Annotated in this window: 23 protein-coding genes and 1 pseudogene; 12 read left to right on the forward strand and 12 right to left on the reverse strand. The window is 63.2% G+C overall.

Annotated features, from left to right (window positions below; all coding sequences use genetic code 11):
* The first annotated feature begins 42 nt into the window (after positions 1 to 42).
* Positions 43 to 963 carry a choline sulfate utilization transcriptional regulator gene (locus tag H3221_RS05350; RefSeq protein WP_160018612.1) on the forward strand — a complete coding sequence of 307 codons (921 nt, stop codon included), beginning with the start codon at positions 43 to 45 and terminating at the stop codon, positions 961 to 963.
* Between the two features lie 112 nt (positions 964 to 1,075).
* Positions 1,076 to 1,978 (forward strand): D-alanyl-D-alanine endopeptidase, encoded by a 903-nt coding sequence (gene pbpG / locus H3221_RS05355; protein WP_192985380.1) that lies wholly within the window; start codon positions 1,076 to 1,078, stop codon positions 1,976 to 1,978.
* 108 nt (positions 1,979 to 2,086) lie between these two features.
* Here the strand turns inward: pbpG and H3221_RS05360 are convergent, their stop codons facing one another.
* Entirely contained in the window at positions 2,087 to 2,980 is an 894-nt protein-coding gene (locus tag H3221_RS05360) for a LysR substrate-binding domain-containing protein (RefSeq protein ID WP_196474303.1), read from the reverse strand.
* A 176-nt stretch (positions 2,981 to 3,156) separates the two neighbouring features.
* Here H3221_RS05360 and H3221_RS05365 point away from each other — a divergent pair.
* Positions 3,157 to 3,560: pseudogene (locus H3221_RS05365) on the forward strand (aldo/keto reductase); the annotation flags it as partial.
* Between the two features lie 61 nt (positions 3,561 to 3,621).
* Here the strand turns inward: H3221_RS05365 and fauA are convergent.
* The 3 genes from fauA to H3221_RS05380 all read right to left on the reverse strand — a co-directional run bounded on the left by fauA (position 3,622) and on the right by H3221_RS05380 (position 7,814).
* A complete protein-coding gene (gene fauA / locus H3221_RS05370) occupies positions 3,622 to 5,838 on the reverse strand; it encodes a TonB-dependent alcaligin siderophore receptor FauA (protein ID WP_196474302.1) in 2,217 nt (738 codons plus the stop codon).
* Between the two features lie 132 nt (positions 5,839 to 5,970).
* Positions 5,971 to 6,918 carry a helix-turn-helix transcriptional regulator gene (locus tag H3221_RS05375; RefSeq protein WP_196474301.1) on the reverse strand — a complete coding sequence of 316 codons (948 nt, stop codon included), beginning with the start codon at positions 6,916 to 6,918 and terminating at the stop codon, positions 5,971 to 5,973.
* A gap of 152 nt (positions 6,919 to 7,070) precedes the next feature.
* Positions 7,071 to 7,814 carry an SDR family oxidoreductase gene (locus tag H3221_RS05380; RefSeq protein ID WP_196474300.1) on the reverse strand — a complete coding sequence of 248 codons (744 nt, stop codon included), beginning with the start codon at positions 7,812 to 7,814 and terminating at the stop codon, positions 7,071 to 7,073.
* A gap of 140 nt (positions 7,815 to 7,954) precedes the next feature.
* Between H3221_RS05380 and H3221_RS05385 the strand changes: the two genes are divergently transcribed.
* Both H3221_RS05385 and H3221_RS05390 read left to right on the forward strand, forming a co-directional pair.
* On the forward strand, positions 7,955 to 8,353 hold the full coding sequence (locus tag H3221_RS05385) for a hypothetical protein (protein ID WP_196474299.1): 399 nt from the start codon (positions 7,955 to 7,957) through the stop codon (positions 8,351 to 8,353).
* Positions 8,354 to 8,504: 151 nt separating this feature from the next.
* Positions 8,505 to 9,941: a SulP family inorganic anion transporter gene (locus H3221_RS05390; RefSeq protein WP_196474298.1), complete on the forward strand. Its 1,437-nt coding sequence runs from the start codon at positions 8,505 to 8,507 to the stop codon at positions 9,939 to 9,941.
* A 70-nt stretch (positions 9,942 to 10,011) separates the two neighbouring features.
* Here H3221_RS05390 and trpA read toward each other — a convergent pair whose 3' ends face one another.
* Together trpA and trpB are read right to left on the reverse strand one after the other, a co-directional pair.
* Positions 10,012 to 10,821, reverse strand: a complete 810-nt coding sequence (trpA, locus tag H3221_RS05395) for a tryptophan synthase subunit alpha (RefSeq protein WP_196474297.1) — start codon at positions 10,819 to 10,821, stop codon at positions 10,012 to 10,014.
* Positions 10,818 to 12,032 carry a tryptophan synthase subunit beta gene (gene trpB, locus H3221_RS05400; RefSeq protein WP_196474296.1) on the reverse strand — a complete coding sequence of 405 codons (1,215 nt, stop codon included), beginning with the start codon at positions 12,030 to 12,032 and terminating at the stop codon, positions 10,818 to 10,820. Before trpB ends, trpA begins: the two co-directional genes overlap by 4 nt.
* Before the next feature lie 143 nt (positions 12,033 to 12,175).
* Between trpB and H3221_RS05405 the strand changes: the two genes are divergently transcribed.
* Entirely contained in the window at positions 12,176 to 13,063 is an 888-nt protein-coding gene (locus H3221_RS05405) for a LysR family transcriptional regulator (RefSeq protein WP_196474295.1), read from the forward strand.
* A gap of 65 nt (positions 13,064 to 13,128) precedes the next feature.
* Complete coding sequence (locus H3221_RS05410) at positions 13,129 to 13,344, forward strand: dodecin (protein WP_196474294.1); 216 nt, start codon at positions 13,129 to 13,131, stop codon at positions 13,342 to 13,344.
* Here H3221_RS05410 and H3221_RS05415 read toward each other — a convergent pair.
* Positions 13,313 to 14,290 (reverse strand): SDR family oxidoreductase, encoded by a 978-nt coding sequence (locus H3221_RS05415; protein ID WP_196474293.1) that lies wholly within the window; start codon positions 14,288 to 14,290, stop codon positions 13,313 to 13,315. The genes H3221_RS05410 and H3221_RS05415 overlap by 32 nt on opposite strands.
* A gap of 290 nt (positions 14,291 to 14,580) precedes the next feature.
* Here H3221_RS05415 and H3221_RS05420 point away from each other — a divergent pair, with 290 nt between their 5' ends.
* Entirely contained in the window at positions 14,581 to 15,165 is a 585-nt protein-coding gene (locus H3221_RS05420; protein WP_196474292.1) for a hypothetical protein, read from the forward strand.
* A gap of 20 nt (positions 15,166 to 15,185) precedes the next feature.
* Here H3221_RS05420 and H3221_RS05425 read toward each other — a convergent pair whose 3' ends face one another.
* From H3221_RS05425 to H3221_RS05440, 4 genes are all read right to left on the reverse strand, one after another.
* Positions 15,186 to 16,415: a nucleoside recognition domain-containing protein gene (locus H3221_RS05425; RefSeq protein WP_059390990.1), complete on the reverse strand. Its 1,230-nt coding sequence runs from the start codon at positions 16,413 to 16,415 to the stop codon at positions 15,186 to 15,188.
* A 132-nt stretch (positions 16,416 to 16,547) separates the two neighbouring features.
* Positions 16,548 to 17,000, reverse strand: a complete 453-nt coding sequence (locus H3221_RS05430; RefSeq protein WP_196474291.1) for an inhibitor of vertebrate lysozyme family protein — start codon at positions 16,998 to 17,000, stop codon at positions 16,548 to 16,550.
* Between the two features lie 10 nt (positions 17,001 to 17,010).
* Positions 17,011 to 17,175 (reverse strand): DUF1328 domain-containing protein, encoded by a 165-nt coding sequence (locus H3221_RS05435; protein WP_017676339.1) that lies wholly within the window; start codon positions 17,173 to 17,175, stop codon positions 17,011 to 17,013.
* 19 nt (positions 17,176 to 17,194) lie between these two features.
* A complete protein-coding gene (locus tag H3221_RS05440; protein WP_196474290.1) occupies positions 17,195 to 17,392 on the reverse strand; it encodes a hypothetical protein in 198 nt (65 codons plus the stop codon).
* 363 nt (positions 17,393 to 17,755) lie between these two features.
* Between H3221_RS05440 and H3221_RS05445 the strand changes: the two genes are divergently transcribed.
* Positions 17,756 to 18,160 (forward strand): acyl-CoA thioesterase, encoded by a 405-nt coding sequence (locus H3221_RS05445; protein ID WP_017676341.1) that lies wholly within the window; start codon positions 17,756 to 17,758, stop codon positions 18,158 to 18,160.
* Positions 18,161 to 18,235: 75 nt separating this feature from the next.
* On the opposite strand, the gene H3221_RS05450 is transcribed toward H3221_RS05445, so the two are convergent.
* Positions 18,236 to 19,336 (reverse strand): TRAP transporter substrate-binding protein, encoded by a 1,101-nt coding sequence (locus tag H3221_RS05450; protein ID WP_192985401.1) that lies wholly within the window; start codon positions 19,334 to 19,336, stop codon positions 18,236 to 18,238.
* A gap of 246 nt (positions 19,337 to 19,582) precedes the next feature.
* On the opposite strand from H3221_RS05450, the gene H3221_RS05455 reads away from it, so the two are divergent.
* The 3 genes from H3221_RS05455 (at position 19,583) to H3221_RS05465 (ending at position 22,496) form a co-directional block, all read left to right on the forward strand.
* A complete protein-coding gene (locus H3221_RS05455; RefSeq protein WP_192985402.1) occupies positions 19,583 to 20,128 on the forward strand; it encodes a TRAP transporter small permease subunit in 546 nt (181 codons plus the stop codon).
* Positions 20,121 to 21,497, forward strand: a complete 1,377-nt coding sequence (locus H3221_RS05460) for a TRAP transporter large permease (protein ID WP_160018585.1) — start codon at positions 20,121 to 20,123, stop codon at positions 21,495 to 21,497. The genes H3221_RS05455 and H3221_RS05460 overlap by 8 nt, the downstream gene beginning before the upstream one ends.
* Before the next feature lie 99 nt (positions 21,498 to 21,596).
* Entirely contained in the window at positions 21,597 to 22,496 is a 900-nt protein-coding gene (locus tag H3221_RS05465) for a D-hexose-6-phosphate mutarotase (protein ID WP_196474289.1), read from the forward strand.
* Positions 22,497 to 22,598 lie beyond the last annotated feature (102 nt).

Consider the following 22,598-nt stretch of genomic DNA (forward strand, 5'->3'; position numbering starts at 1 on the left):
GGTAAACCCGGCAGCGAAACATACCTCGGATAAGCAGAGCTTATGTTTAAAGCCATCGATGGACTATCGCTCGACGCACTGCGGGTGTTCGAGTCGGCGGCGCGCCAGCTCAGTTTCACCGCCGCCGCCAGCGAACTGGGCAGCAGCCAGCCGGCGATCAGTCAGCAGATCAAGCGTCTGGAGCAGCAACTGGCCACGCGCCTGTTCGACCGCGTCTACCGAGGCATCGTGCTGACCGAGGCCGGCGAGCTGTTGCTGGCCCATGTGCAGGAAGGGCTGGCGAGCCTCGATGCGGGGCTCGTCGCCGTCACCGCGCGCCAGCAGCATGAAGTGCTGCAGGTGGCCACCGACTTCGCCTTCGCCGCCTACTGGCTGATGCCACGGTTGCAGCGCTTCAACAGGCTGTACCCGGAGGTGGACGTCAGCCTGATCACCAGCGAGCGCGACCCGGCCACGGTGCCGAGCGACATCGACGTGGCGATCCGCTTCGGTGATGGTCGCTTCAAGCATGGCGAGGCGCACCTGCTGTTTCGCGAGGAGGTATTCCCGGTGTGCAGTCCGCGTCTGCTCGGCGAGCTTCAGCCGCCGCTGCCGGTCGCAGTGTTGGCTGAACTACCGTTGCTGCACCTGCGTCCCGAGCACCGTTCGCGCTGGTTCGACTGGGATGGCCTGTTTCGCGCGCTGGGTATCGCCAGTCTGCCAACGCCCGGCGCGTTGCGTTTCGACAACTACACCCTGCTGATCCAGGCGGCGATTGCCGGGCAGGGCGTGGCCATCGGCTGGCGCCATCTGGTCGATGAACTTCTGGCTCAGGGGCTGCTCTGTCGCCTGGGTGAGGCCCAGGTGCATTCGGCGTTGGGCTATTACCTGGTGCTGCCCGAGCGCAAGCGTCGTCAGCGCCTTACCGCGCGTTTCGTCGATTGGTTGCAGGCCGAGCTGGATTCGCCAGCAGCAACCGTTTGACCGGGCCATACTGCAATAGCCAAGCGTGATCCCTATACTGGTCGCCGCCGCTCTGGTCAGTCGTTTTCCACGTCTGCCAGCGGCTCCCACACTCCAACCGGTGAAGTAAACCGTGAAACTCCATCATTCGATTTTGGGCCTGCTGCTGTGCGGCAGCCTTGTTGTTTCGAACCTCCAGGCCGCGCCCGCCCAGCCCAAGCAGGAGCTGGCCGCCGGTAGTGCATTGCTGATCGATCTGAAAACTGGCCAGGAGCTCTATTCCAGCAACCCGGACCTGCGTCTGCCGGTCGCTTCGGTCACCAAGCTGATGACCGCCATGGTGGTGCTGGATGCCAAGCTGCCGCTGGACCAGGTTTTGCCGATCAACATCCGCGACACCCAGGAAATGCAGGGCGTGTTCTCCCGTGTGCGTATCGGCAGCGAAATCACTCGTCGCGAGATGCTGCACCTGGCGCTGATGTCCTCGGAGAACCGCGCTGCCGCCAGCCTCGCGCACCATTACCCAGGCGGCCACTCGGCCTTCGTCGCGGCGATGAATGCCAAGGCCAAGGCGCTGGGTATGCACAACAGCCACTTCGTCGAACCCACCGGCCTGTCCGAGCTGAACGTCGCCACCGCCCGTGATCTGGCACTGATGGTCAAGGCGGCCAACCAGTATCCGCTGATCCACCAGTTCAGCACCGATTCCGAAGCGACCGTGGCCTTCCGCAAGCCCAACTACACCCTCGGCTTTCGCAACACCAATGCGCTGGTGCGCAAGCCTGACTGGAACATCAACCTGAGCAAGACCGGTTTCACCAATGCCGCTGGTCGCTGCCTGGTGATGGCCACCACTATCGCCAATCGCCCGGTAGCCTTCGTGGTGCTCGGCGCCTTCGGCAAGTACACCCACATGGCCGACGCCAACCGCCTCAAGCGCTGGATGGAAACTGGCAAGGTCACCCCGGTACCGGCTGCGGCGCTCAGCTACAAGCAGCAGAAACTGGCCGAGTGGAGTCTGCAGGCCAAGCAGTGATGCAGCGGTGACAGAAAGGGCGACTCGGTGAGTCGCCCTTTTCCGTTGTGCTGTCCTGTAGCCCGGATTGCATCCAGGCTACGGTCGATTTTTCTCAGTCGTGGTGCGTCAGGTCGGACAACCCAGTCGCTCGCTGAGAAAATCGAGAAAGCAGGTGATGCGCGACGCCAGCGCGGTGTTGCGGTAGTACACCGCGTTGATCGGCTGGCGCACCTCCACGCGTTGCTCGGACAGCACCTCGACCAGCGCGCCGCTGGCGCGGGTGCCGTCAGTCATGAAGTCCGACAGGCACACCAGGCCTTCGCCGGCCAGGGCCAGTTCGAGAATGGTGTCGCCGCTGGAGGCGCGCAGGCTTGGGGTGATGCGCCAGCGCTCGCCGAGGGCGTGTCGTAGCGGCCATTCGTTGAGGCTGTCCGGCTCGGTGAAGCCGATGAGGCTGTGCCCGGTCAGATCTTCGGTACGCGCTGGCGTACCATGGCGGCGCAGGTACTCGGGGCTGGCCAGCACGCGGCGGCGACTGTGGCACAGGGGCCTGGCATGCAGGCTGGAGTCCGGCAGGTTGCCGATGCGGATGGCCAGGTCGGTGCGGCGTTCCAGCAGGTCGATGATACGGTCGTCGCTGTTCAGCTCCAGTTCGATCTGCGGATAAAGCGCACGAAACTCGCCGATCAGCGGCACGATCGCATGCAGCATGAAAGGCGAGGCGGTGTTGATTCGCAGGCGCCCGGCCGGTGCGTGGCGGCGCAGGGTCATCTGCTCCTCCGCATCCTCGACACTGGCGAGGATGCGCCGCGCCTGGGCCAGGAATATCTCGCCCTCCTCGGTCAGCTCCAGGCGCCGGGTGGTGCGGCGTAGCAAGGTGACGGCAAGCTTTTCCTCCAGCCGGCTGAGGGCACGGCTGACGCCGGACGCAGTTTGTTCGAGCTGCTCGGCGGCGGCACTGATCGAACCGCAGTCGACCACGTTGGTGAAGGCGAGCATTTCTTCCAGGCTGGTCTTCATTGCTGACCTTCAGTCAAAGGTGTTTGCGGGTTTGATAGGTTTTCCGCATGAGTCTGGCGCGGATACTGCTCTCCATCAAGCCTGCCTGCTGCTCGCCCTTTGCCTTGGGCCTGCAATTTTTACCCACTGAGTCAGGCCGAACCACTCAGTCCCAGCGTCGGTCTGCTGATCGGCCATCCATCTTCACCATCGCTCATTTACGCCAGGCCATCGAGGCAGTGGAGAAGGATGAGATCGCCACCAACCAGGTGGAAAAGCATCCGCTGCTGCAGAACCGCAAGCTGGTGGACTTCGCCCGGCAGCAGGGGATTCATCTGACCGGCTACATGCCGCTGGCCTATGGCAAGGTGCTGGCCGAGCCGGATATCCAGCGCATCCCGCTGCCCATGGCACCAGCCCGGCGCAGGTTGCCCTGGCCTGGTCGTTGCAGCAGGGGTATGCGGTGATTCCGTCCTCGACCAAGCGCGAGAACCTGGCTGCCGCCGAACTGCGCCTGAGCGAGGCGGACATGGCCGCTATCGCCACGCTGGATCGCGGCGAGCGTGTCGCCAACCCGGGCTTCGCGCCACGCTGGGATTGAGCCTGGCGCTGATCACGAACACCCGGCAGGTCCGGGCCTATGACGACGTGACCGCTGCTGCTCAGAATCTCGCGCTCAGGGTCAGTTGCAGGTTGCGCGGCTCGCCATACCAGAGCTGGCTGTAGAAACCGATCTGCTCCAGATACTTCTTGTCGAAGGCGTTGTTGAGGTTGGCGGTCGCCGTGATGTGCTCGCTGATCTGGTACTTGGCCATCAGATCGACCAGGACGTAGCTGCCTGCGCTCACGTCCACCGGGCCGTTGGGGCTGCCGGTGTTGGCGCGGGAGATGCCGCTGCGCCAGGTCGTTCCACCGCCCAGGGTCAGGTCTCTCAATGCACCGTCCAGCCGGTAGGTGGTGAAGAGCTTGAACTGCGTGCGCGGGTGGGTGGTGTTGATCGCCTTGCCTTCGGCATTGCGGGCAATGAAGTGGGTGTAGCTGGTGGATAGGTTCCACACCTCACTCAGCGCGCCGCTCAGCTCCAGGTCGAAGCCATCGACCACCGCGCCCTCGCCGGACTTGTAAGCCTGCTGGCTGGGGTCGGCGGTCAGGAAGGTATCGGGAATGGCTTCGGCCAGGCCCTCCTGTTTGGTGCGATAGACCGACAAGGCAGCATTGAGCCGGCCTCCCAGATAGCCTGCCTTGATCCCGGCTTCGTAGCTGTCGCCGGTGACTGGCTCGAGGAAGCTGCCATCCGGCGCCCTTTGCGTCTGGTTCTTGAAGATGCTGGTGTAGCTCGTGTACAGGCTGTAGGTCTGATCGAGGTCGTAGACCAGGCCGGCATAGGGCGTGACCTCATCGCTATAGCGATAGTTGCGCTGGGTGCCGAAGTAGTTCTGTTCGATTTTCCAGGTGCTGACGCGAGCACCCAGAATCAGATGCAGCGGGTCGGCGAGCGACAGGCGTGTCACTGCGTAGCCGCCAGTCTGGCGAATATCGGTTCGGTCACCGTTGGCCCGAACGTTCGACCAGACGGGTTCGGCGATGTCGCCGTTGGTCCAGTCCAGTCTCGAGTCGGCAATCGGCGCGGTACCTGGCACCGGCAGGTACTGGTCCATCTGCAGATCGTCGTCGATGCTCATCCAGCCGAACGCGGCTTCGTGAGTGCGCCCCAGCAGCTCGAATTGTCCGCTGCTGGTCAGGTGCCAATCGTCGCGGGTGCGCTCACCGTCGTACTTGAGGAAGCTGGCGCTCATGCCGGCGTTGTCCCGGTCTGGATAACCGCCGCGGAACAGGTAGCGCATGGTGTAATCGGCCTCGGTACGACTGTAGGCCGCGCGCAGCTTCCAGTCGTTGTCCAGCTGGTGCTCGAGATCGACGAAGGCGGTGTTCGACTCGGTACCGAAGTACGACCACTTGGTGTTGTTGGCCGTGGAGCGGCCAAAGTTGGTGCGCGATCCGTCGGCGTAGAACATTGGAACGCCGGCGCCCATGCCGTCGGTATCGTTCTTCTGGTGTTCGAGGCTCAAAGTCAGCTGCGTGCTTGGGGTCAGCTCCGCGCTGATCACGCCGTACAGTGTTTCACTGTCGTAACTCTGGTGGTCGATGAAGGTGTCGCGCTCGGAGTAGGCCGCCACCACCCGGGCAGCGATTCGACCGTCAGCGCTGAGCGGGGTGGAGATATCGATATCGCCACGGCGCTGATGCCAACGTCCGATGCCGAGCGAGCCGCCTATGGCGAACTCCGGCAATGGGCGCTTGCGTATGAAGTTGACCGCAGCCGAGGGGTTGCCGGCGCCGGTCAGCAATCCCGTCGAGCCGCGTACCACCTCGACGCGATCATAGATCGCCGAATCGATATCGGTGGCGCCGAAGTTCCAGAAGTTGTTGATCGGCGAAGCCAATCCATCGAACTGGAAGTTGTCGATGTCGAACCCGCGTGCGGAAAACGACACCCGATTGCTGTCGCTGCGGCTCATCGAGATACCCGGAGCGCTGGCGAGAACCGCCGCCGTGTCACGCAGGCCGCGATCTTCGATCTGTTGGCGGGTAACGACGCTCACCGATTGTGGCGTCTCGCGTATCGATAGCGGCAGGCCTACGGCGGTGGACATGCTGCCGGTGGTGTAGCTGCCCGTGCCCTCGGTTCCCGACTGCGGCAGCTGCTTGCCATGCACATTCATCGCCGGCAGCGTCAGGCTGGCCTCGTTCGCGCCGTTGTCATCGAAATCCCCTTGTGGCGTTGCCCCGGCCGTCAGGGGTGCCATTGCGGCGGCCAGCAATGCGCTGCACATCACCGAGGCTAGCGGCGTGAGGGGGAAGATCGAACACTTCGACATTGCAGGGACCTTTTGGGAGTAATTTGTTCATGCGAATTATTCACATTTACTTGAGGGTCCACTTTTGCCGGATGCCAGTGTTCCTATGCTGGATGCCAGGGCAGGAACGACGGTGTTGGGGGTGATGTCCTGCTAGATCGACTCGCGGGGAGAAACACCGAAATGGTGCCGGTACGCGGTGGCGAAATTGCTGGCGTGGCGATAGCCAACATAGTGGGCGGCGTCCTGAACTCGCCAACCCTGTTCGAGGTATTGCCTGGCCAGCTCCATGCGGCGCCGGCGCAGGTAGGCCATGACGCTGACGCCATAGGCGTGCTGGAACTTCTGGCGCAGAGAGCTGGGGCTCATGCACGCCAGTTGTGCCAGCTGGTGCAGGCTGTGCTCGGCTCCAGGCTCTTGATGCAGGTAATCGCGAACCCGTTCCAGCAGGGCCCGATCACGTGGATTGAGCGAGGGGGTGTCGCGCTCATGAGTGCCAATGGCGCTCAAGCCGTGCGCCAACAGTTGCAGTGCCAGGCCCTCGTTCAAGAGCCGTTGCAGGCAGCCTTGCGACTGTTCGCAGGCCAGGGCCTGCAAACCCTGGTGCAGGCTTGCGGGGATGGTCCAGCGTAGGGTGCAGGCGCTGCGGCGTTGCAGGGGGCCGCGTAGCTGATCCGCCAGGTTCTCGTCTGCCAGGTCATCGATGTTGCCGATGGACAGGTTGAGGCCGCGCAAGTTGTGATGAGCGTGATGCCGAGCCGTCTGACCGGGCTCTTCCTGGCCGAGCATGATGACGCCATGACCAGGCGAGAGGGTGATGACGGTGGGGCCGGCGAGCTGAGCCTGTCCCTCCAGCAGGACGATCATGGTCAGGCTGGGAGAGCTGAATGACTGAGCCTGGTAACCCTGGAAGGTTTGTACCTGAGAGCTGACCAGCGTCATGCCCAGGCTGGTTTCCTGCTCGCTGATGTAGCCCTGCATCACGCAGGGATTATCCTCGTGCTGTGCGCCAATCAGGCTGTAATGCACATGATGACGCCGGCCCAACTGGCGGAGGTCCTCCAGCGAATACCGGCATGGGGCATGTTGGGGCTGAGCCAAGAGAGCACCTGATTGTTCAAAGCGCATATAATAGCATTGCTTCTCATTTGCGTAATGATGCTGGTTGGCGGATCGCCTGGCAGATGCCTCCCGCTATGAGGGGGCGCGATAGAGGGATATTGCGGTTTCGCTCGATGTCCCTTCGTTAAGAGCTAGCGCCCGCCAGCGATATCGATCAGCGCGCCAGTGGTGTAGCTGGCCTTGTCACCGAGCAGCCAGACGATGGCTTCGGCGACTTCCTCGGCACGTCCGGGGCGGCCCAGCGGTGTCGCCTTGCCCAGGCGCTCGGCGCGGTCCGGTTGGCCGCCGCTGGCGTGGATCTCGGTATCGATCAGTCCCGGGCGCACGGCATTGACCCGTACGCCCTCGCCGCCCAATTCCTTGGCCAGGCCGAGGGTCAGTACATCCATCGCGCCTTTGGCGCCGGCATAGTCGACATACTCGAAGGGCGCGCCCAGGCTGGCGGCCACCGAAGACACCAGCACCATGGAGCCACCTTCGCCACCGTGATTGCGGGCCATGCGCCGGGCGCCCTCGCGTGCGGTGAGATAGCTACCCAGCACGTTGACGTTGAACATCCGCTGCAAGCGCTCGCCGCTCATCTCCAGCAGCGGCATGGGTGGGGCGACGATGCCGGCATTGACCACCAGGCCGTGCAGCGGACCGAATTTGTCCATGGTCTCGAACAGGCGCAGCACATCGTCCTCGTTGGCGACATCGCCAGGCAGGGCGAGGGCTTTGCCGCCCATCGCTTCGATCTGTGCCACCACCTCATCGGCGGCGGCGCGGTCGCTGCGGTAGTTCACCCCGACCGTCCAGCCGCCAGCAGCGGCCAGCAGGGCGGTGGCGCGACCGATACCGCGGCTGGCACCGGTAATCAGCAGGTTCTTGTTCATGGCGGGGCTCCTTGTTGCAGAATATGTGTCGGGCTGCCGGAGTGTGGCTCCCTTCGTGTCCGGCTTTGCTGGATACAGGTAGCATCGGCGCCGCGCATGTCCGTCTGTGGACGTGTCTCATCATCCGATAAGGAAATCCCATGAAGAAACTGCTGTGTGTTCCCCTGTTCGCCCTATTGTCGAGCGAGGCCAGTGCCGCCACGATCGAAAGCCAGGACCAATTGCTCGGCATCTGGGCCATGACGCCGCTGAACAACGGTATCGCCAACGTCGTCGAGTTCAAGGCCGACGGCAAGAGTGACCTGCATCCGTTCAACTGCGCAACGCCGGGCGAGCAGGAGGTGGAAGTCTCCGACTATCGCCTCAGCGAGGATGGCCAGACCATCCACATCACTTCGCCCTATCAGAGCTTCGATCTGCAGGTCCTGGCTTTCAATGCCAAGACCATGGAGCTGGGCATGGAGATCGAAGGCCTCAAGCTGAATTTCTCCTACGTCAAAGGCGACAAGATCGAGCCGCTGTGCGCTTTGTATCGGTAAGCGATGCCTGACAGAGCCTCTGCTCTGTGATTGTCATGCATACACGGGGTATGGACCAGGTTGCTGATCCCCCGGTCATCTCTGAGCGCATGACGGCAACTTGCTTCGGGCGCTAACATGCGCGCCCTTTTGCCTGTTCACACGCCCGCTCATGAAACCCGCACGCCTACGCGCCGACCTGCTGGCCGGCCTGACCTCGTCCTTCGCCCTGGTACCCGAGTGCATCGCCTTCGCCCTGGTGGCCCAGGTCAACCCGCTGATGGGCCTGTACGGCGCCTTCATCATCTGCACCCTCACCGCCCTGTTCGGTGGCCGACCGGGGATGATCTCCGGCGCGGCCGGCTCGATGGCGGTGGTGATCGTCGCGCTGGTGATACAGCACGGCGTGCAGTACCTGCTGGCCACGGTGCTGCTCGGCGGCCTGATCATGCTGGCGTTCGGCCTGCTGCGCCTGGGCAAGCTGATCCGCATGGTGCCGCATCCGGTGATGCTGGGCTTCGTCAACGGCCTGGCGATCATCATCGCCCTGGCCCAGTTCGAGCACTTCCAGCACGACGGCCACTGGCTGCAAGGCAACGCCTTGTACCTGATGCTCGGGCTGGTGGCGCTGACCATGCTCATCGTCTATCTGCTGCCACGCCTGACCCGCGCCGTGCCGCCGGCGCTGGTCGCAATCCTCGGGATCGGCGCGCTGGTCTACCTGATGGATCTGCCGACTCATACCCTCGGCGACATGGCGCAGATTGCCGGCGGCCTGCCGAGCCTGGTGTGGCCGGACATTCCCTGGAATCTGGAAACCCTCGTCATCATCGCCCCCTACGCCGTGCTGATGGCTCTGGTCGGCCTGCTGGAAACCCTGCTGACCCTGAATCTCACCGACGAAATCACCGCCACGCGCGGCCACCCGGATCGCGAGTGCGTGGCGCTCGGGGTGGCCAACATGACGTCCGGCCTGTTCGGTGGCATGGGCGGCTGCGCGATGATCGGCCAGACCGTTATCAACCTCGGCTCGGGTGGGCGCGGGCGGCTGTCTGGTGTCGTCGCCGGGGTGATGATCCTGCTCTTCGTGCTGTTTCTCTCGCCACTGATCGAGCGCATCCCGCTGGCCGCGCTGGTCGGCGTGATGTTCGTGGTGGCGCAGCAGACGTTCGCCTGGGGTTCGCTGCGCGTGGCCGGCAAGGTGCCGGCCAACGACGTGCTGGTGATCATCGCGGTGACCGCCATCACGGTGGCCACCGACCTGGCAACGGCGGTGCTCTGCGGCATCGTCATCGCTGCGCTCAACTTCGCCTGGCAGCATGCCCGTGAGCTTTACGCCGACAGCGATATGCAGGCCGATGGCAGCAAGCTGTACCGTGCGCACGGCACATTGTTCTTCGCCTCCTGTACCACCTTCCTCGCGCAGTTCGAGCCCGCCGACGACCCGCAACAGGTGACTCTCGACTGCCGCCACCTGAGCTTCGTTGACTACTCGGCCATCGCCGCGCTGAAAACCCTGCGCGAGCGCTACGAGCGCGCCGGCAAGCACCTGCGTGTGGTGCACTTGTCCGAGCGTTGCAAGCAGTTACTCAAGCGTGCGGGTGAGTAGACGACTGACGCCGTAACGAAAAAACCGCTGCACCTTGCGATAGGGCAGCGGTTTTTTGGGGGGCTTGCGATCAGCGCCGCGCGCCACGCACCCCTTCGGCCAGCTCGCGGCACAGACCGAGTACGCCGTCGATGGCCTGTTGCGGGCTTTTCGCCTCGGCGATCTTGTCGATCAGCGCCGAGCCAACCACCGCGCCCTCGGCGCGCCTGGCCACTTCTGCCGCGTGCTCCGGGGTACGGATGCCGAAGCCGATGCACAGGGGCAGGTCGGTGTGGCGACGCAGGCGCGCGACGGCTTCCTCGACATGGTCCATGGTCGCTGCGCCAGCACCGGTCACGCCCGCCACCGATACGTAGTAGACAAAGCCGGAGCTGCCAGCCAGTACGGTGGGCAGGCGATCGTCGTCGGTGGTCGGGGTGGTCAGGCGGATGAAGTCCAGACCAACGGCTTGCGCCGGCTCGCACAGTTCGTCGTTGTGCTCTGGCGGCAGGTCGACCACGATCAGGCCGTCGACGCCAGCGGCCTTGGCGTCAGCGATGAAACGCTCGACACCGTAGACGAAGATCGGGTTGTAGTAGCCCATCAGCACCAGCGGCGTGCTCTGGTTGCCGGTGCGGAATTCGTGAACCATCTGCAGCGTCTGCTGCATACCCTGCTTGCCGGCCAGCGCGCGGATGTTGGCGAGCTGGATGGCCGGGCCGTCGGCCATCGGGTCGGTGAAAGGCATACCCAGCTCGATCACGTCGGCGCCGGCGTCCGGCAGACCCTTGAGGATGCTCAACGAGGTGGCGTAGTCGGGGTCACCGGCAGTGATGAAAGTCACCAGCGCGGCACGGTTTTCCTGCTTGAGTTCGGCGAAACGGTTCTGCAGGCGGCTCATGCGTGCTTCTCCTGGTTGTCCTGCATGTGGTGCATCACGGTCTGCATGTCCTTGTCGCCACGACCGGACAGGTTGATCACCATCAGGTGATCCTTGGGCAGCTTGGGTGCGCGCTTGAAGGCTTCGGCCAGCGCGTGGGCGCTTTCCAGGGCCGGAATGATGCCTTCCAGGCGGCAGCACTGGTGGAAGGCTTCGAGGGCTTCGTCATCGCTGATCGGCACATACTCGACGCGCTTGATCTCATGCAACCAGGCGTGTTCCGGGCCGACGCCGGGGTAATCGAGGCCGGCGGAAATGGAGTGGGCATCGGTGATCTGGCCGTCGTCATCCTGCAGCAGGAAGGTGCGGTTGCCGTGCAGCACGCCCGGCGCGCCTCCGGCCATGCTCGCTGCATGCTTGCCGGTATCGACGCCGTGACCGGCCGCTTCGACGCCGACGATCTGCACCGCGCTGTCGTCGAGGAAGGGGTGGAACAGGCCGATAGCGTTGGAACCGCCACCGATGCAGGCCACCAGCGAGTCGGGCAGGCGCCCTTCTTTCTCGAGAATCTGCTCACGCACTTCGTTGCCGATCACCGACTGGAAGTCGCGCACCATGGCCGGGTACGGATGCGGGCCGGCGGCGGTACCGATCAGGTAGAAGGTGTTGTGGACGTTGGTCACCCAGTCGCGCAGGGCTTCGTTCATGGCGTCCTTGAGGGTGCCTGTGCCGGCAGTGACCGGGATTACCTCGGCGCCGAGCAGCTTCATGCGGAAGACGTTGGCCTGCTGGCGGTCGATGTCGGTGGTGCCCATGTACACCACGCACTGCATGCCGAAGCGCGCGGCCACGGTGGCGGTGGCCACGCCGTGCATGCCGGCGCCGGTCTCGGCGATGATGCGTTGTTTGCCCATGCGCTTGGCCAGCAGGATCTGGCCGATGCAGTTGTTGATCTTGTGCGCGCCGGTATGGTTCAGGTCTTCGCGCTTGAGGTAGATCTTCGCTCCGCCGAAGTGTTCGCTCAGGCGTTCTGCGTAATACAGCGGGCTGGCGCGGCCGATGTAGTCGCGCTGGAAGTAGGCCAGCTCGTCGAGAAAGGCTGGATCGTTTTTGGCCTTCTCGTATTCGGCGGCCAGCGAGTTGATCAGCGGCATCAGGGTTTCGGCGACGAACTGGCCGCCGAAGCGACCGAACAGGCCGCGAGCGTCGGGGCCGGTGCGAAATGAGGTCATGGTCGAGCTCCTGCTTTGGCTCCCCTCGCCCGCTGGGAGAGAGGCTGGGGGGGGAGGTGTGAACAATGGCGTCATTCTACCTCTGGCGGGCAGGCTGAAAAGCGATTAGATTGCTCTGACATGTCAGGAAAAGTCACAAGTCAATGAGTCGAGAACTTCCTCCGTTGAATGCCCTGCGCGCCTTCGAGGCCGCAGCTCGCCTGCAGAGTGTCAGCCGTGCGGGCGAGGAACTGCACGTTACCCATGGTGCGATCAGTCGGCAGATTCGTGCGCTGGAAGAACAGCTTGGTGTCAGTCTGTTCGACAAGGACGGTCGCGGCGTGAAACTCACCGATGCCGGCATGCGTTTGCGCGATGCTGCAAGCGATGCCTTCGAGCGCCTGCGAGGCGTCTGTGCCGAGTTGCGCCAGCGCCAGGATGATGCACCCTTCGTCCTCGCTTGCCCTGGCAGCCTGCTGGCACGCTGGTTTATCCCGCGCCTGGATCGCCTCAATCGCGAGCTGCCGGAGCTGCGCCTGCAGCTATCGGCCAGTGAGGGCGAGCTGGATCCGCGCCGCCCCGGGGTGGACGCCACCCTGTGCTTCGCCGCGCCGCCCTGGCCGGCGGACATGCAGGTGCATGAGCTTGATATCGAACGCATCGGACCGGTCCTGAGCCCGCGCTTTGCCGGCTATGCGTATTTGCGCAATGCGCCCGCCGTGGCGCTGCTCGACGAACCGCTGCTGCACACCGCCTCGCGTCCCCAGGCCTGGCCGCAGTGGGCCACGGCGCAGGGCCTGGAGTTGGCGCGGCTGCAACAGGGCCAGGGTTTCGAGCATCTCTACTACCTGCTGGAGGCGGCTGCTGCCGGCCTGGGCGTGGCCATCGCGCCGCAGCCGTTGGTGGCCGACGACCTGGCCGCCGGCCGCCTGGTCGCGCCCTGGGGCTTCGTCGAAACCGCTGCGCGGCTGGCGCTGTGGGTGCCGGGACGCGTGCGTGATGGCCGCGCTCAGCAATTGGCGCACTGGCTGGAGCACGAGCTACGGGTTTAGGTCATTTCGGCGCGTGCTCTGGCCGCTGGTCTAGGCTGGTAGTAAAGCCACCATGGAGCAACGACATGTCCGACCATCGCACCTACAAGAAGATCGAAATCGTCGGCACTTCCAAGATCAGCATCGAGGATGCCATTCAGAACGCCCTGGCCGAATGTGCCAAGAGCGTGCGCAATATGGACTGGTTCGAAGTCATCGACACCCGTGGCCATATCGTCGATGGCAAGGTGGCGCACTACCAGGTCGAACTCAAGGTCGGTTTTCGCTTGAGTGGTAGCTGATGCCCTGGGCGGTGAGGAAGGCGAAGAAGGCTTCGCGGCTCGAATAGCGCGGTTGGTAGCCGAATTCCTCCTTCAGGCGCTGGTTGGTCAGCACGGGGCGGTAGCGCAGGAAATCCAGTTGCTCCGGGCCGTACTGACTCAGTCCCAGTGGCTTGAGCAGGCGCAGTGCGCCGCTGAGCAGCGACGCCGGTAGCGGCCGGTAGGGTTTGCCGAGGATCTCGGCGATTTCCTTGAGGCTCAACGCGCCATCGCCGGCCAGGTTGTAGATGCCTTCTCGGTTCTCTTCCAGGCCCTGACGGATGATGCTGATCACATCCTGCTCCCAGATGAACACGAAACGGCTGGTGTGGCCGAGCACGCCGAGCACCGTACGCTTCTTGAACAGGTCGCTGATCGGGTTGTTCAGACGTTTGCCAAGGATGGTGCCGGGGCGTAGCACCAGTTGACGCAGTTGCGGATGTTCCTCGCGGCAGCGCGCCAAAAATTGTTCGATCTCCAGTTTGTGCTTGGCGTAGGCGAAATATGGGTGGCCGCGCAGCGGCTGGTCTTCGTCGATCCATTCGGCATTGTCTGCGGCGTAGCCGTAGGCTGCGCCGGAGCTGGCAACTATCAGTTGGCGTACGCCGTTGGCGAGTGCGCTATCCACCAGACACTGGGTACCACCGACCTCGATGGCGTGCAGGTGGGCTTCGGTCATATCGCGCGGTGGGCGTATTACCGTGGCCAGGTGGACGATGGCGTCCGGTTTCCAGCCGCTGATGCAGGCGCGCACCTGCGCCGGGCGACCCATGTCCAGCAGCACCGGCTCGACGTTGGCTTTCAGCCCTTGGCTGGCGAGGGGGCGTATGTCTGCGGCGATAAGCGTCCATTCGGGGTGCTGAATGGCCAGTTCGTCGAGCAACTGATGGCCGATGAAGCCGGCTGCACCGGTGATCAGAACGCGCATGACGGTCTCCCGGCGGACGCTGATGTCCGCCCTGGTCCGTTCGATTGCCGGAAGAGCCCCGGCGCGACGGACGCGGCCCTTTGGATAAACGGGCCTGGTGGTTATTGTTTTTACCCGGCGTCAGGCTAGGCGGGCGACCGTCGGCTGACAATGGCGGAAGTCGCCAGCGGCCGTGGCGATTTACGCCAGGCGGACGGAGGGTGTGGCACCGCGCACAGCCATGAGGGTTGCGGCTGGCCACCAAGGCGTGGATCAGGCAAGCTGGCCACGCTTATTCAGGGAGGATAGTCATGTTCAGGATGATGCTGGTGTTGTTCGTCGCGCTGTCGCTCGGCGGCTGCATCGACAACGAACCGCCACTCGCCGAGGAGCGTCGCTTGCTGCTCAGCGGTGAGGATTTTGCCGCTTACGAGGCGCCGGACGAGGGGCGCTACGAAAAGCTGGTGACCTACGCTGCGCGCAGCATCGACCTCAGTTTCGAGAGCGAGGGCAGCGACTGGTTCTATCTCTACAGCGGCGTCTCGCTCTACCCGCGCGCCGGAGATGCCCTGATGACCAGCTACGCCGAGACCTTCGGCGCCTCGTTCGGCCTGCGTGACAGCGGGTTGGTGCAGCAGGATCTGCCACTGGAAACCAAGCTGGCCAGTCGCGCCAGCCTCAAGCTGCTGACCCAGGACGGTGAGCCGGTGGGCAACCTGTTCTATGCCACAGTCGGCAACAAGTCGATGTTCACCATCTTCACCGGGGTGTACTTCGAGCAGCCCGAGGACTTCGAGGCGTTCATCGCGCCCAAGCTGCTGGCGTTGCGTGAATACCAGCACACCGATCCGTTGCTGAGCTGGGCGGGTGACAAGCTGGGGTTCGGCGCCAACTGAGCGCCCCAGCCCGAAGACAATCAGCCGAAGAACCAGTAGGTGACGGTGATCGCTGCGATCACTCCCGCCAGCTCCGCCAGCAGAGCACAGCCGACGGCGTGGCGAGCACGCTGGATACCCACTGCGCCGAAGTAAACCGCCAGCACGTAGAAAGTGGTTTCCGTACTGCCCTGAACGGTTGCCGCAGCCAACGCAGGGAAGCTGTCCACGCCATGGGTCTGCATGGTCTCGATCAGCATGGCGCGCGCTGCGCTGCCGGAGAACGGCTTGACCAGGGCGGTGGGCAGCGCATCGACGAAACGGGTGTCCCAGCCGAAGGTTTCCACCATCCAGCGGATGCCGTCGAGGCCGAACTCGAGGGCGCCGGAAGCCCGCAGCACGCCGATTGCGCAGAGCATCGCCACCAGATATGGCAGAAGGCTCTTGGCGATATCGAAGCCTTCGCGCGCGCCTTCGATGAACTGCTCGTAGACCTTGACCTTGCGCAGTGCGCCGACCACCAGGAAGGCCAGAATCACGCCGAACAGGGTCAGATTGCCGAGCAACGATGACAGCGCCGCCAGAGCGGTGGCGCTGAGGCCGGCGAGCAGGGCCATGAAGCCACCGAGCAGCAGCGCCCCTGGGATCAGGTAGGCCAGTACCACCGGATCCCACAGGCGCAGGCGCTGCATTAGCGCTACCGAGAGCAAGCCGACAAGGGTCGAGGCACTGGTTGCCAGCAGGATGGGCAGGAACACCAGAGTCGGGTCGGCAGCACCCTGTTGGACGCGATACATGAAGATGGAAACCGGCAGTAGCGTGAGCGACGAGGCATTGAGCACCAGAAAGAGAATCTGCGCGTTGCTCGCGGTGAGCTTGTCCGGGTTCAGCTCCTGCAGGCTGCGCATGGCCTTGAGCCCAATGGGCGTGGCGGCATTGTCCAGACCCAGGCCGTTGGCGGCGAAGTTCATGGTGATCAACCCGAGCGCCGGATGGCCGCGCGGTACTTCTGGCATCAGACGTGCGAACAGTGGGCCCAGCACGCGGGCCAGGGCATCCACCAGGCCGGCTTGCTCGGCGATGCGCAGCAGGCCGAGCCACAGGGTCATGGTGCCGAACAGCAGCACCATCACTTCCACCGACAGCTTGGCCATGGCGAACAGGCTCTCGACCATGGCGCCGAACACCGCTGGGTCATCGCCGATCAGCCAGCGGGAGAAGCCCGCGACCGCTGCCACCAGAAAAAAACTCAGCCACAGGCCATTGAGCATGCCGTACCCCCTCGTCGTTCTGGCGGGGGATGATAACGCGTCGCCCCATTCCATGGGACGTCCGGCAACCTGCCGTTACGTGGTCCTTCGGCGGTCAGGTCGCTTCCCTGCCTCGATAAGCGGGCACTATGTCTAGTACCAGTTGGGATCGCTGCGCAGCTGTTCCATCAGCATCTGCTGGACCTCCTCGTCCGGGTCGCCCAACCAGCGCAGGCTGGCGTGTTCACTGGGCGCACGATCCTCGGGCAGGCCATCGGGCACCTGCACATACAGCGCGTAGGCTTCATCGTCTTCCCATTCGAAGGCGACATAGGCGCGCTGCCCGAAACATCTGTGCGCTTCGCAGACCTGGCCGACCAGGTAGCGATCACTGTCGGCTTCCACTGCCTGCATGGGAGTAGACAGGCCGCTGAGATTGATCAGCCACTCCGGCAGGCGCTCTTCATCTTTTACCAGGTCCTGCCAGGCTTGGCGGTACTCGGTGTTGCTGGTCAGCAACTCGCCTGGATGGAAACGGTCGGCGGCCTGAGCCGCCAGGGCGCCGCCCATCAGCAGGGCGGCGGCAATGGCGTGAATCGACTGCATCTATCTCTCCCTAAAGACGCGGGCGACGGCCCATGACGAACGAGACGATGAATAGCACCAGGAACACCACGAATAGAATCTTGGCGATACCTGCAGCGGTGCCAGCGATGCCACCGAAGCCCAGTACAGCGGCGATGATGGCGATGATCAGGAAAGTGACTGCCCAACTAAGCATGGTGTTTCTCCTCGATGGATCAGTGGGTAATGGCCCAGGCAGGCCAGGGGTCTTGCGCATTGCTCGGGTCCACAGGCTGGGGCGCAGCGCCCGTGGGCAGCTCCAGCTCGGCGGTATTGCGGCTCGCGCACAGGGTCTGACCAATCAGTACAACGCTGGCGAGCGTCAGGCTGAGCAGAAGCAGCAAGGTGGTGAGCACCAGAGCAACTGTCCACATGGCGATTCTCCTGTTGCGTTGGAGGCGGATGGCTCGTTATCCGTCTCTTCCTTGTTCTGCATTGCAACCGGTGCATGACCGGCCACCCACTGGGAACATTGCAGCACCCGTGCCAGGCTGTTTTCTTATATAAAATCCCTAAAAATCAGTTGTTTATGTTTTTCTGGGGTGCCAGGTGGGCAGGCATACTGCCCGAACGAGGTTTGGCCTGTCGTGCGTTTTGCACGATCCGACATGGGCTGTGCGGTTTTGCGTCCTGCCAGAGTGGTCGCTCGTCGACTGCACAGTCGGTATACTCGTTGCGCCCGTGTGCCATGCGGGTTCCGCGCCCAGAACAACAACCGCGCCGCGAGTCTCGAACCGATGAACGACTACGAACAGGAAGACCCGATTCCCCAGGGTGACCTCGCCCTGCAGATCACCGCGTTGCCGCGCGAGACCAATGGTTTCGGGGATATCTACGGTGGCTGGCTGGTATCGCAGATGGATCTCGCCGGCACCGCAATGGCGAGCAAGGTCGCAGGTGGCCGTGTGGCGACCGTCGCCATCGATCGCATGGCTTTTCTGGTACCGGTATCGGTGGGCGCCCAGCTCTCGTTCTACACCCAGGCACTGGAGATCGGCCGCAGTTCGATTCAGATGATGGTCGAGGTGTGGAGCGATGATCCGCTGTCCAACGAGTGGCGCAAGGTCACCGAAGCGGTGTTCGTGTTCGTCGCCATCGACGGCAGTGGTCGCACTCGCCCGGTGCCGCCGCGTCGCGGTTGACGCTTACCCAGCGCAAACGCGAATTGCAGTAACGAAAACGCCGGCTAGAAGCCGGCGTTTTGTTTTGCTGAGCGATCAGCCGCGGATGTTGTAGATATCCTTCTCGTTGCTTTCCGCGTATTCGTAAAGGCGCTTGAGGTAGGCCTTCTGGTGTTCCCACACCTTGGTTGCTGCCGGGTCGGCCGCTGCGCTGGCATCGACCACTTCGGCCGCCACTTCCTTCAGGCGGGCCAGGACTTCGTCCGGCAGGCGGCGAACTTCCACGCCGTCGGCCTTGAGTTGCTCCATGGCCTCCATGTTCTTGGCGTTGTAGTCGTCGAGCATGTCACCGTTGACGTCACGGGCGGCGGCGCGAACGATGGCTTGCAGATCCGCAGGCAGGGTTTCCCAGGCCTTGATGTTGACGTCCAGCTCGAACAGAACGCTCGGCTCCTGCCAGCCTGGGGTGTAGTAATACTTGGCTGCTTTGTGCAGGCCGAGGGCCAGATCGTTGTATGGGCCGATCCACTCGGTGGCGTCGATGGCGCCAGTCTGCATGGCGGTGAAGATTTCACCGGCCGGCATGTTGACCACGGTGCCGCCCATCTTGGTCAGCACTTCGCCGCCCAGGCCAGGGGTACGCATCTTCAGACCTTTGAAGTCTTCGACCGAGTTCATTTCCTTGTTGAACCAGCCAGCGGTCTGCACGCCGGTGTTGCCACAGGCCATCGGTAGGACGCCGAATGGTTTGTAGACTTCTTCCCACAGTTGCTGGCCACCGCCACGATGCAGCCAGGCGTTCATTTCCTGGGCATTCGGGCCGAATGGCGAGGCGCAGAAGAACTGGGCCGCCGGGACCTTGCCTTTCCAGTAGTACGGTGCGCCGTGACCCATCTCGGCGGTACCGCGGGAGACTGCATCGAACACTTCCAGTGCCGGTACCAGTTCACCTGCTGCGTACACCTTGACCTTCAGGCGGCCGTTACTCATTTCATCGACCAGCTTGGCGAAGCGCTCGGCCCCCACGCCGACGCCCGGAAAGTTCTTCGGCCAGGAGGTGACCATCTTCCAGTTGAAGGTTTGGGAACTCGAGCCCTCTTGGGGTGCTGCGGCGCTCTTGGCCTCTTCTTTACAGCCTGCCAGTGCGGTTGCTGCAAGGCCTACGCCCGCTGCGGCGAGTATGTCGCGACGTTTCATGCAATGCTCCTTCTTGTTGTATTGGTCTTACCACGGGATCGCCGAAGGTAGACCGGGCGTGAATAACATAGGGGGTCGTGACCTACAAGCCTAGCTACTACGACTAAAGTTGTACGGGCATTGCTGCATTACCGGTAGCCTGCCTAGAATCGCCGGCCTGCGGCTCACAAGGACGCGGGCGGCGTGATGTGCAGCCAACCGGCTTGCTGTCCTGTCTCCTACACTCATAACGATAAAGGACTCACTATGTCCGACAAGCCTTCATTTCCCCTCGCTCTCGCATACCTGATCGATGCGCTCAACAGCTGGTTCGGCAAGGCCTGCGCCTGGCTGACGGTATTTCTGGTGATCGGTACCGCCATCGTCGTGGTACTGCGTTACGGTTTCGGTATCGGTGCGACAGCCTTGCAGGAGGCGGTGCTTTACGCTCATGCACTTGTGTTCATGGGCGCAGCGGCCTGGGTTCTGCAGCGCAACGGTCACGTGCGCGTGGATATCTTCTACCAGAAGTTCAGCGGCCGCCGTCAGGCGCTGGTGGAAATTCTCGGTAACCTGCTATTCCTGCTGCCGGTCGCGCTGTTCCTCGGCTGGGCCAGCTGGGACTACGTCAGCAACGCCTGGTCGACTTTGGAAGCTTCCAGCGAGTCTGGTGGCCTCAAGTTCGTCTATCTGCAGAAGAGCATCATCCTGGTACTGGTCATCAGCCTGGTACTGCAAGGTATTTCCAATATGATCAAGGCGCTCTACGTCTTCAGCGGTCGCCTGCCGGCTCCGGAGGTGAAACATGGCTGAGTTGATGGCGATTCTGCTGTTCGTCAGTATTTGCGTGGCCTTGATGGCCGGCTTCCCGGTGGCGTTCACCCTGGCCGGCGTTTCCCTGCTGTTCGCCGCTATCGGCGTCGTCACGGGCACCTTCGACCCCGGTTACCTCAGCGCTCTGCCGAACCGTCTGTTCGGCATCATGAACAACCAGACCATGCTCGCCGTACCGCTGTTCGTGTTCATGGGCGTGATGCTGGAACGTTCACGGGTGGCCGAGGACTTGCTGGAGTCCATGTCACGCCTGTTCGGCACCCTGCGTGGCGGCCTGGCGATTTCCGTGTGCGTGGTTGGCGCTCTGCTGGCAGCTTCCACCGGTATCGTCGGTGCCACCGTGGTGACCATGGGCCTGCTGGCTCTGCCGACCATGCTGCGCCGTGGTTACGACCCGGCCATTTCCACCGGTACCCTGGCGGCTACCGGCACCCTGGGGCAGATCATTCCGCCTTCGATCGTGCTGGTGTTGCTGGGTGACGTGATGTCCAGCGCCTATCAGCAGGCGCAGCTGAAGATGGGCATCTTCTCGCCGAAGACCGTGTCGGTCGGTGACCTGTTCGTCGGCGCGCTGATTCCCGGGCTGCTGCTGGTTGGTCTGTACATCGTCTACATCATCGCAGTCGCCATCCTCCAGCCGAAGAAGCTACCGGCGCTGCCCCAGGAAGAACTGGGTCCGATCGAGTGGGGCAAGCTGATCAAAGCCCTGGTCCCGCCGCTGATCCTGATTGGCGCGGTGCTGGGCTCGATCCTCGCTGGCTACGCCACGCCGACCGAGGCCGCCGCGCTGGGGGCCGTGGGCGCCATGTTGCTGGCTTTCAGCAAAGGCAAGCTGAACTTCGGTCAGCTCAAGGAAGTGGCTTACGGCACCACCGAAATCAGTGCCATGGTCTTCATGATCCTGATCGGTGCCTCGCTGTTCTCCCTGGTGTTCCGGGGCTTCGGCGGTGAGGTGCTGATCGAGGACGTGTTCGCCCAACTGCCAGGCGGCGTGCTCGGTGCGTTCTTCCTGGTGATGCTGGTCATCTTCCTGCTCGGCTTCATCCTCGATTTCATCGAGATCACCTTCGTGGTGGTGCCGATCGTCGGGCCGGTGCTGCTGGCCATGGGCCTCGACCCGATCTGGCTCGGCGTGATGATCGCGCTGAACCTGCAGACCTCCTTCCTGACTCCGCCATTCGGCTTCGCGCTGTTCTATCTGCGCGGCGTGACGCCGGCGAGCATCCCGACCAGCACCATCTACAAGGGTGTCGTACCGTTCATCCTGATCCAGATTCTGCTGCTGGTGATCGCCTACATCTTCCCGGGGCTGATCACCTGGCTGCCGGAACAGGTCTACGGCAAGTAAGCATTGCTGGCTGGTTTGGCAAAACGCCCGTCCTTGTGATGGGCGTTTTGCTTTTTGCGTTGTCACACTGTCTGTCATCTATCTCAACGAGAGGTCGCCATGAGCACCGCCCAAGTCGAACGTGTGGAACTGGATCAACTGGTCTGCTGGCGCATCCGTGCCACTGACAGCGAATTGCTGGTGGCCCAGCAGGGTGCGCAGATCCTCAGTTACCAGCAGGGCGAGCAGCCGCCGCTGATCTGGCTAAGCCCGGATGCGGTCTACCAGCGTGGACAAAGCGTGCGTGGTGGTGTGCCGGTGTGCTGGCCCTGGTTCGGTGACCTGCGGCGCAATCCGCAGGCGGTGCAGGCGCACTATCAGGAGGAGCAGGCGCCAGCCCACGGCATGGTGAGGGCGCTGGACTGGGAGTTGCTGGGCATCGATGAGGAAGACCACGCCGTCACCTTGCGCTTTACCTACGACACGCGCAATCAGCCACTGGAGGGTTGGCCCAGGGATGCCAGCCTGACTTTCGTCGTGCGTCTGGCGAACGACCTCAGCATGAGCCTGGAAACCCATAACCGCGGTGACACGCTCCTGACCCTGAGCCAGGCACTGCACAGTTACTTCGCCGTCAGCGATGTGCGTCAGGCCAGCGTCGAGGGGCTGCAGGCCTGTCGCTACCTAGACACCCTGCAGGACTGGCAGGAGCTGCGTCAGCAGAGCGAACTGGGATTCAGCGCCGAGACCGATCGCATCTACCTCGATACTCCCGCGCGGCTAAGTATCATCGACCCCGGCTGGGGCCGGCGCATCCATCTGGATGCCCGTGGCTCGCGCTCGGCTGTGCTGTGGAATCCGTGGGTCGACAAGGCCAGGCGACTCTCGCAGTTTCCCTATGACGCCTGGCAGAACATGTTGTGTATCGAAACGGCCAATGTGCTGGAAGATGTCGTGCAGCTAAAGCCGGATGAAAGGCATCGCCTGGAGTTGCGTATTTCGAGTGAGCTGGCGGGCTAACGGTCAGTGCCGATACATCGAACCTGTAGGAGCCGCGCCTCGCGGCGAATAGCAAGTACGTCGCCAAACCGGAAGCTTCGCCCAGGGGGCTCCTACGAAAGG

This window comes from Pseudomonas chaetocerotis (assembly GCF_015712105.2).
Lineage (GTDB): Bacteria > Pseudomonadota > Gammaproteobacteria > Pseudomonadales > Pseudomonadaceae > Aquipseudomonas > Aquipseudomonas chaetocerotis.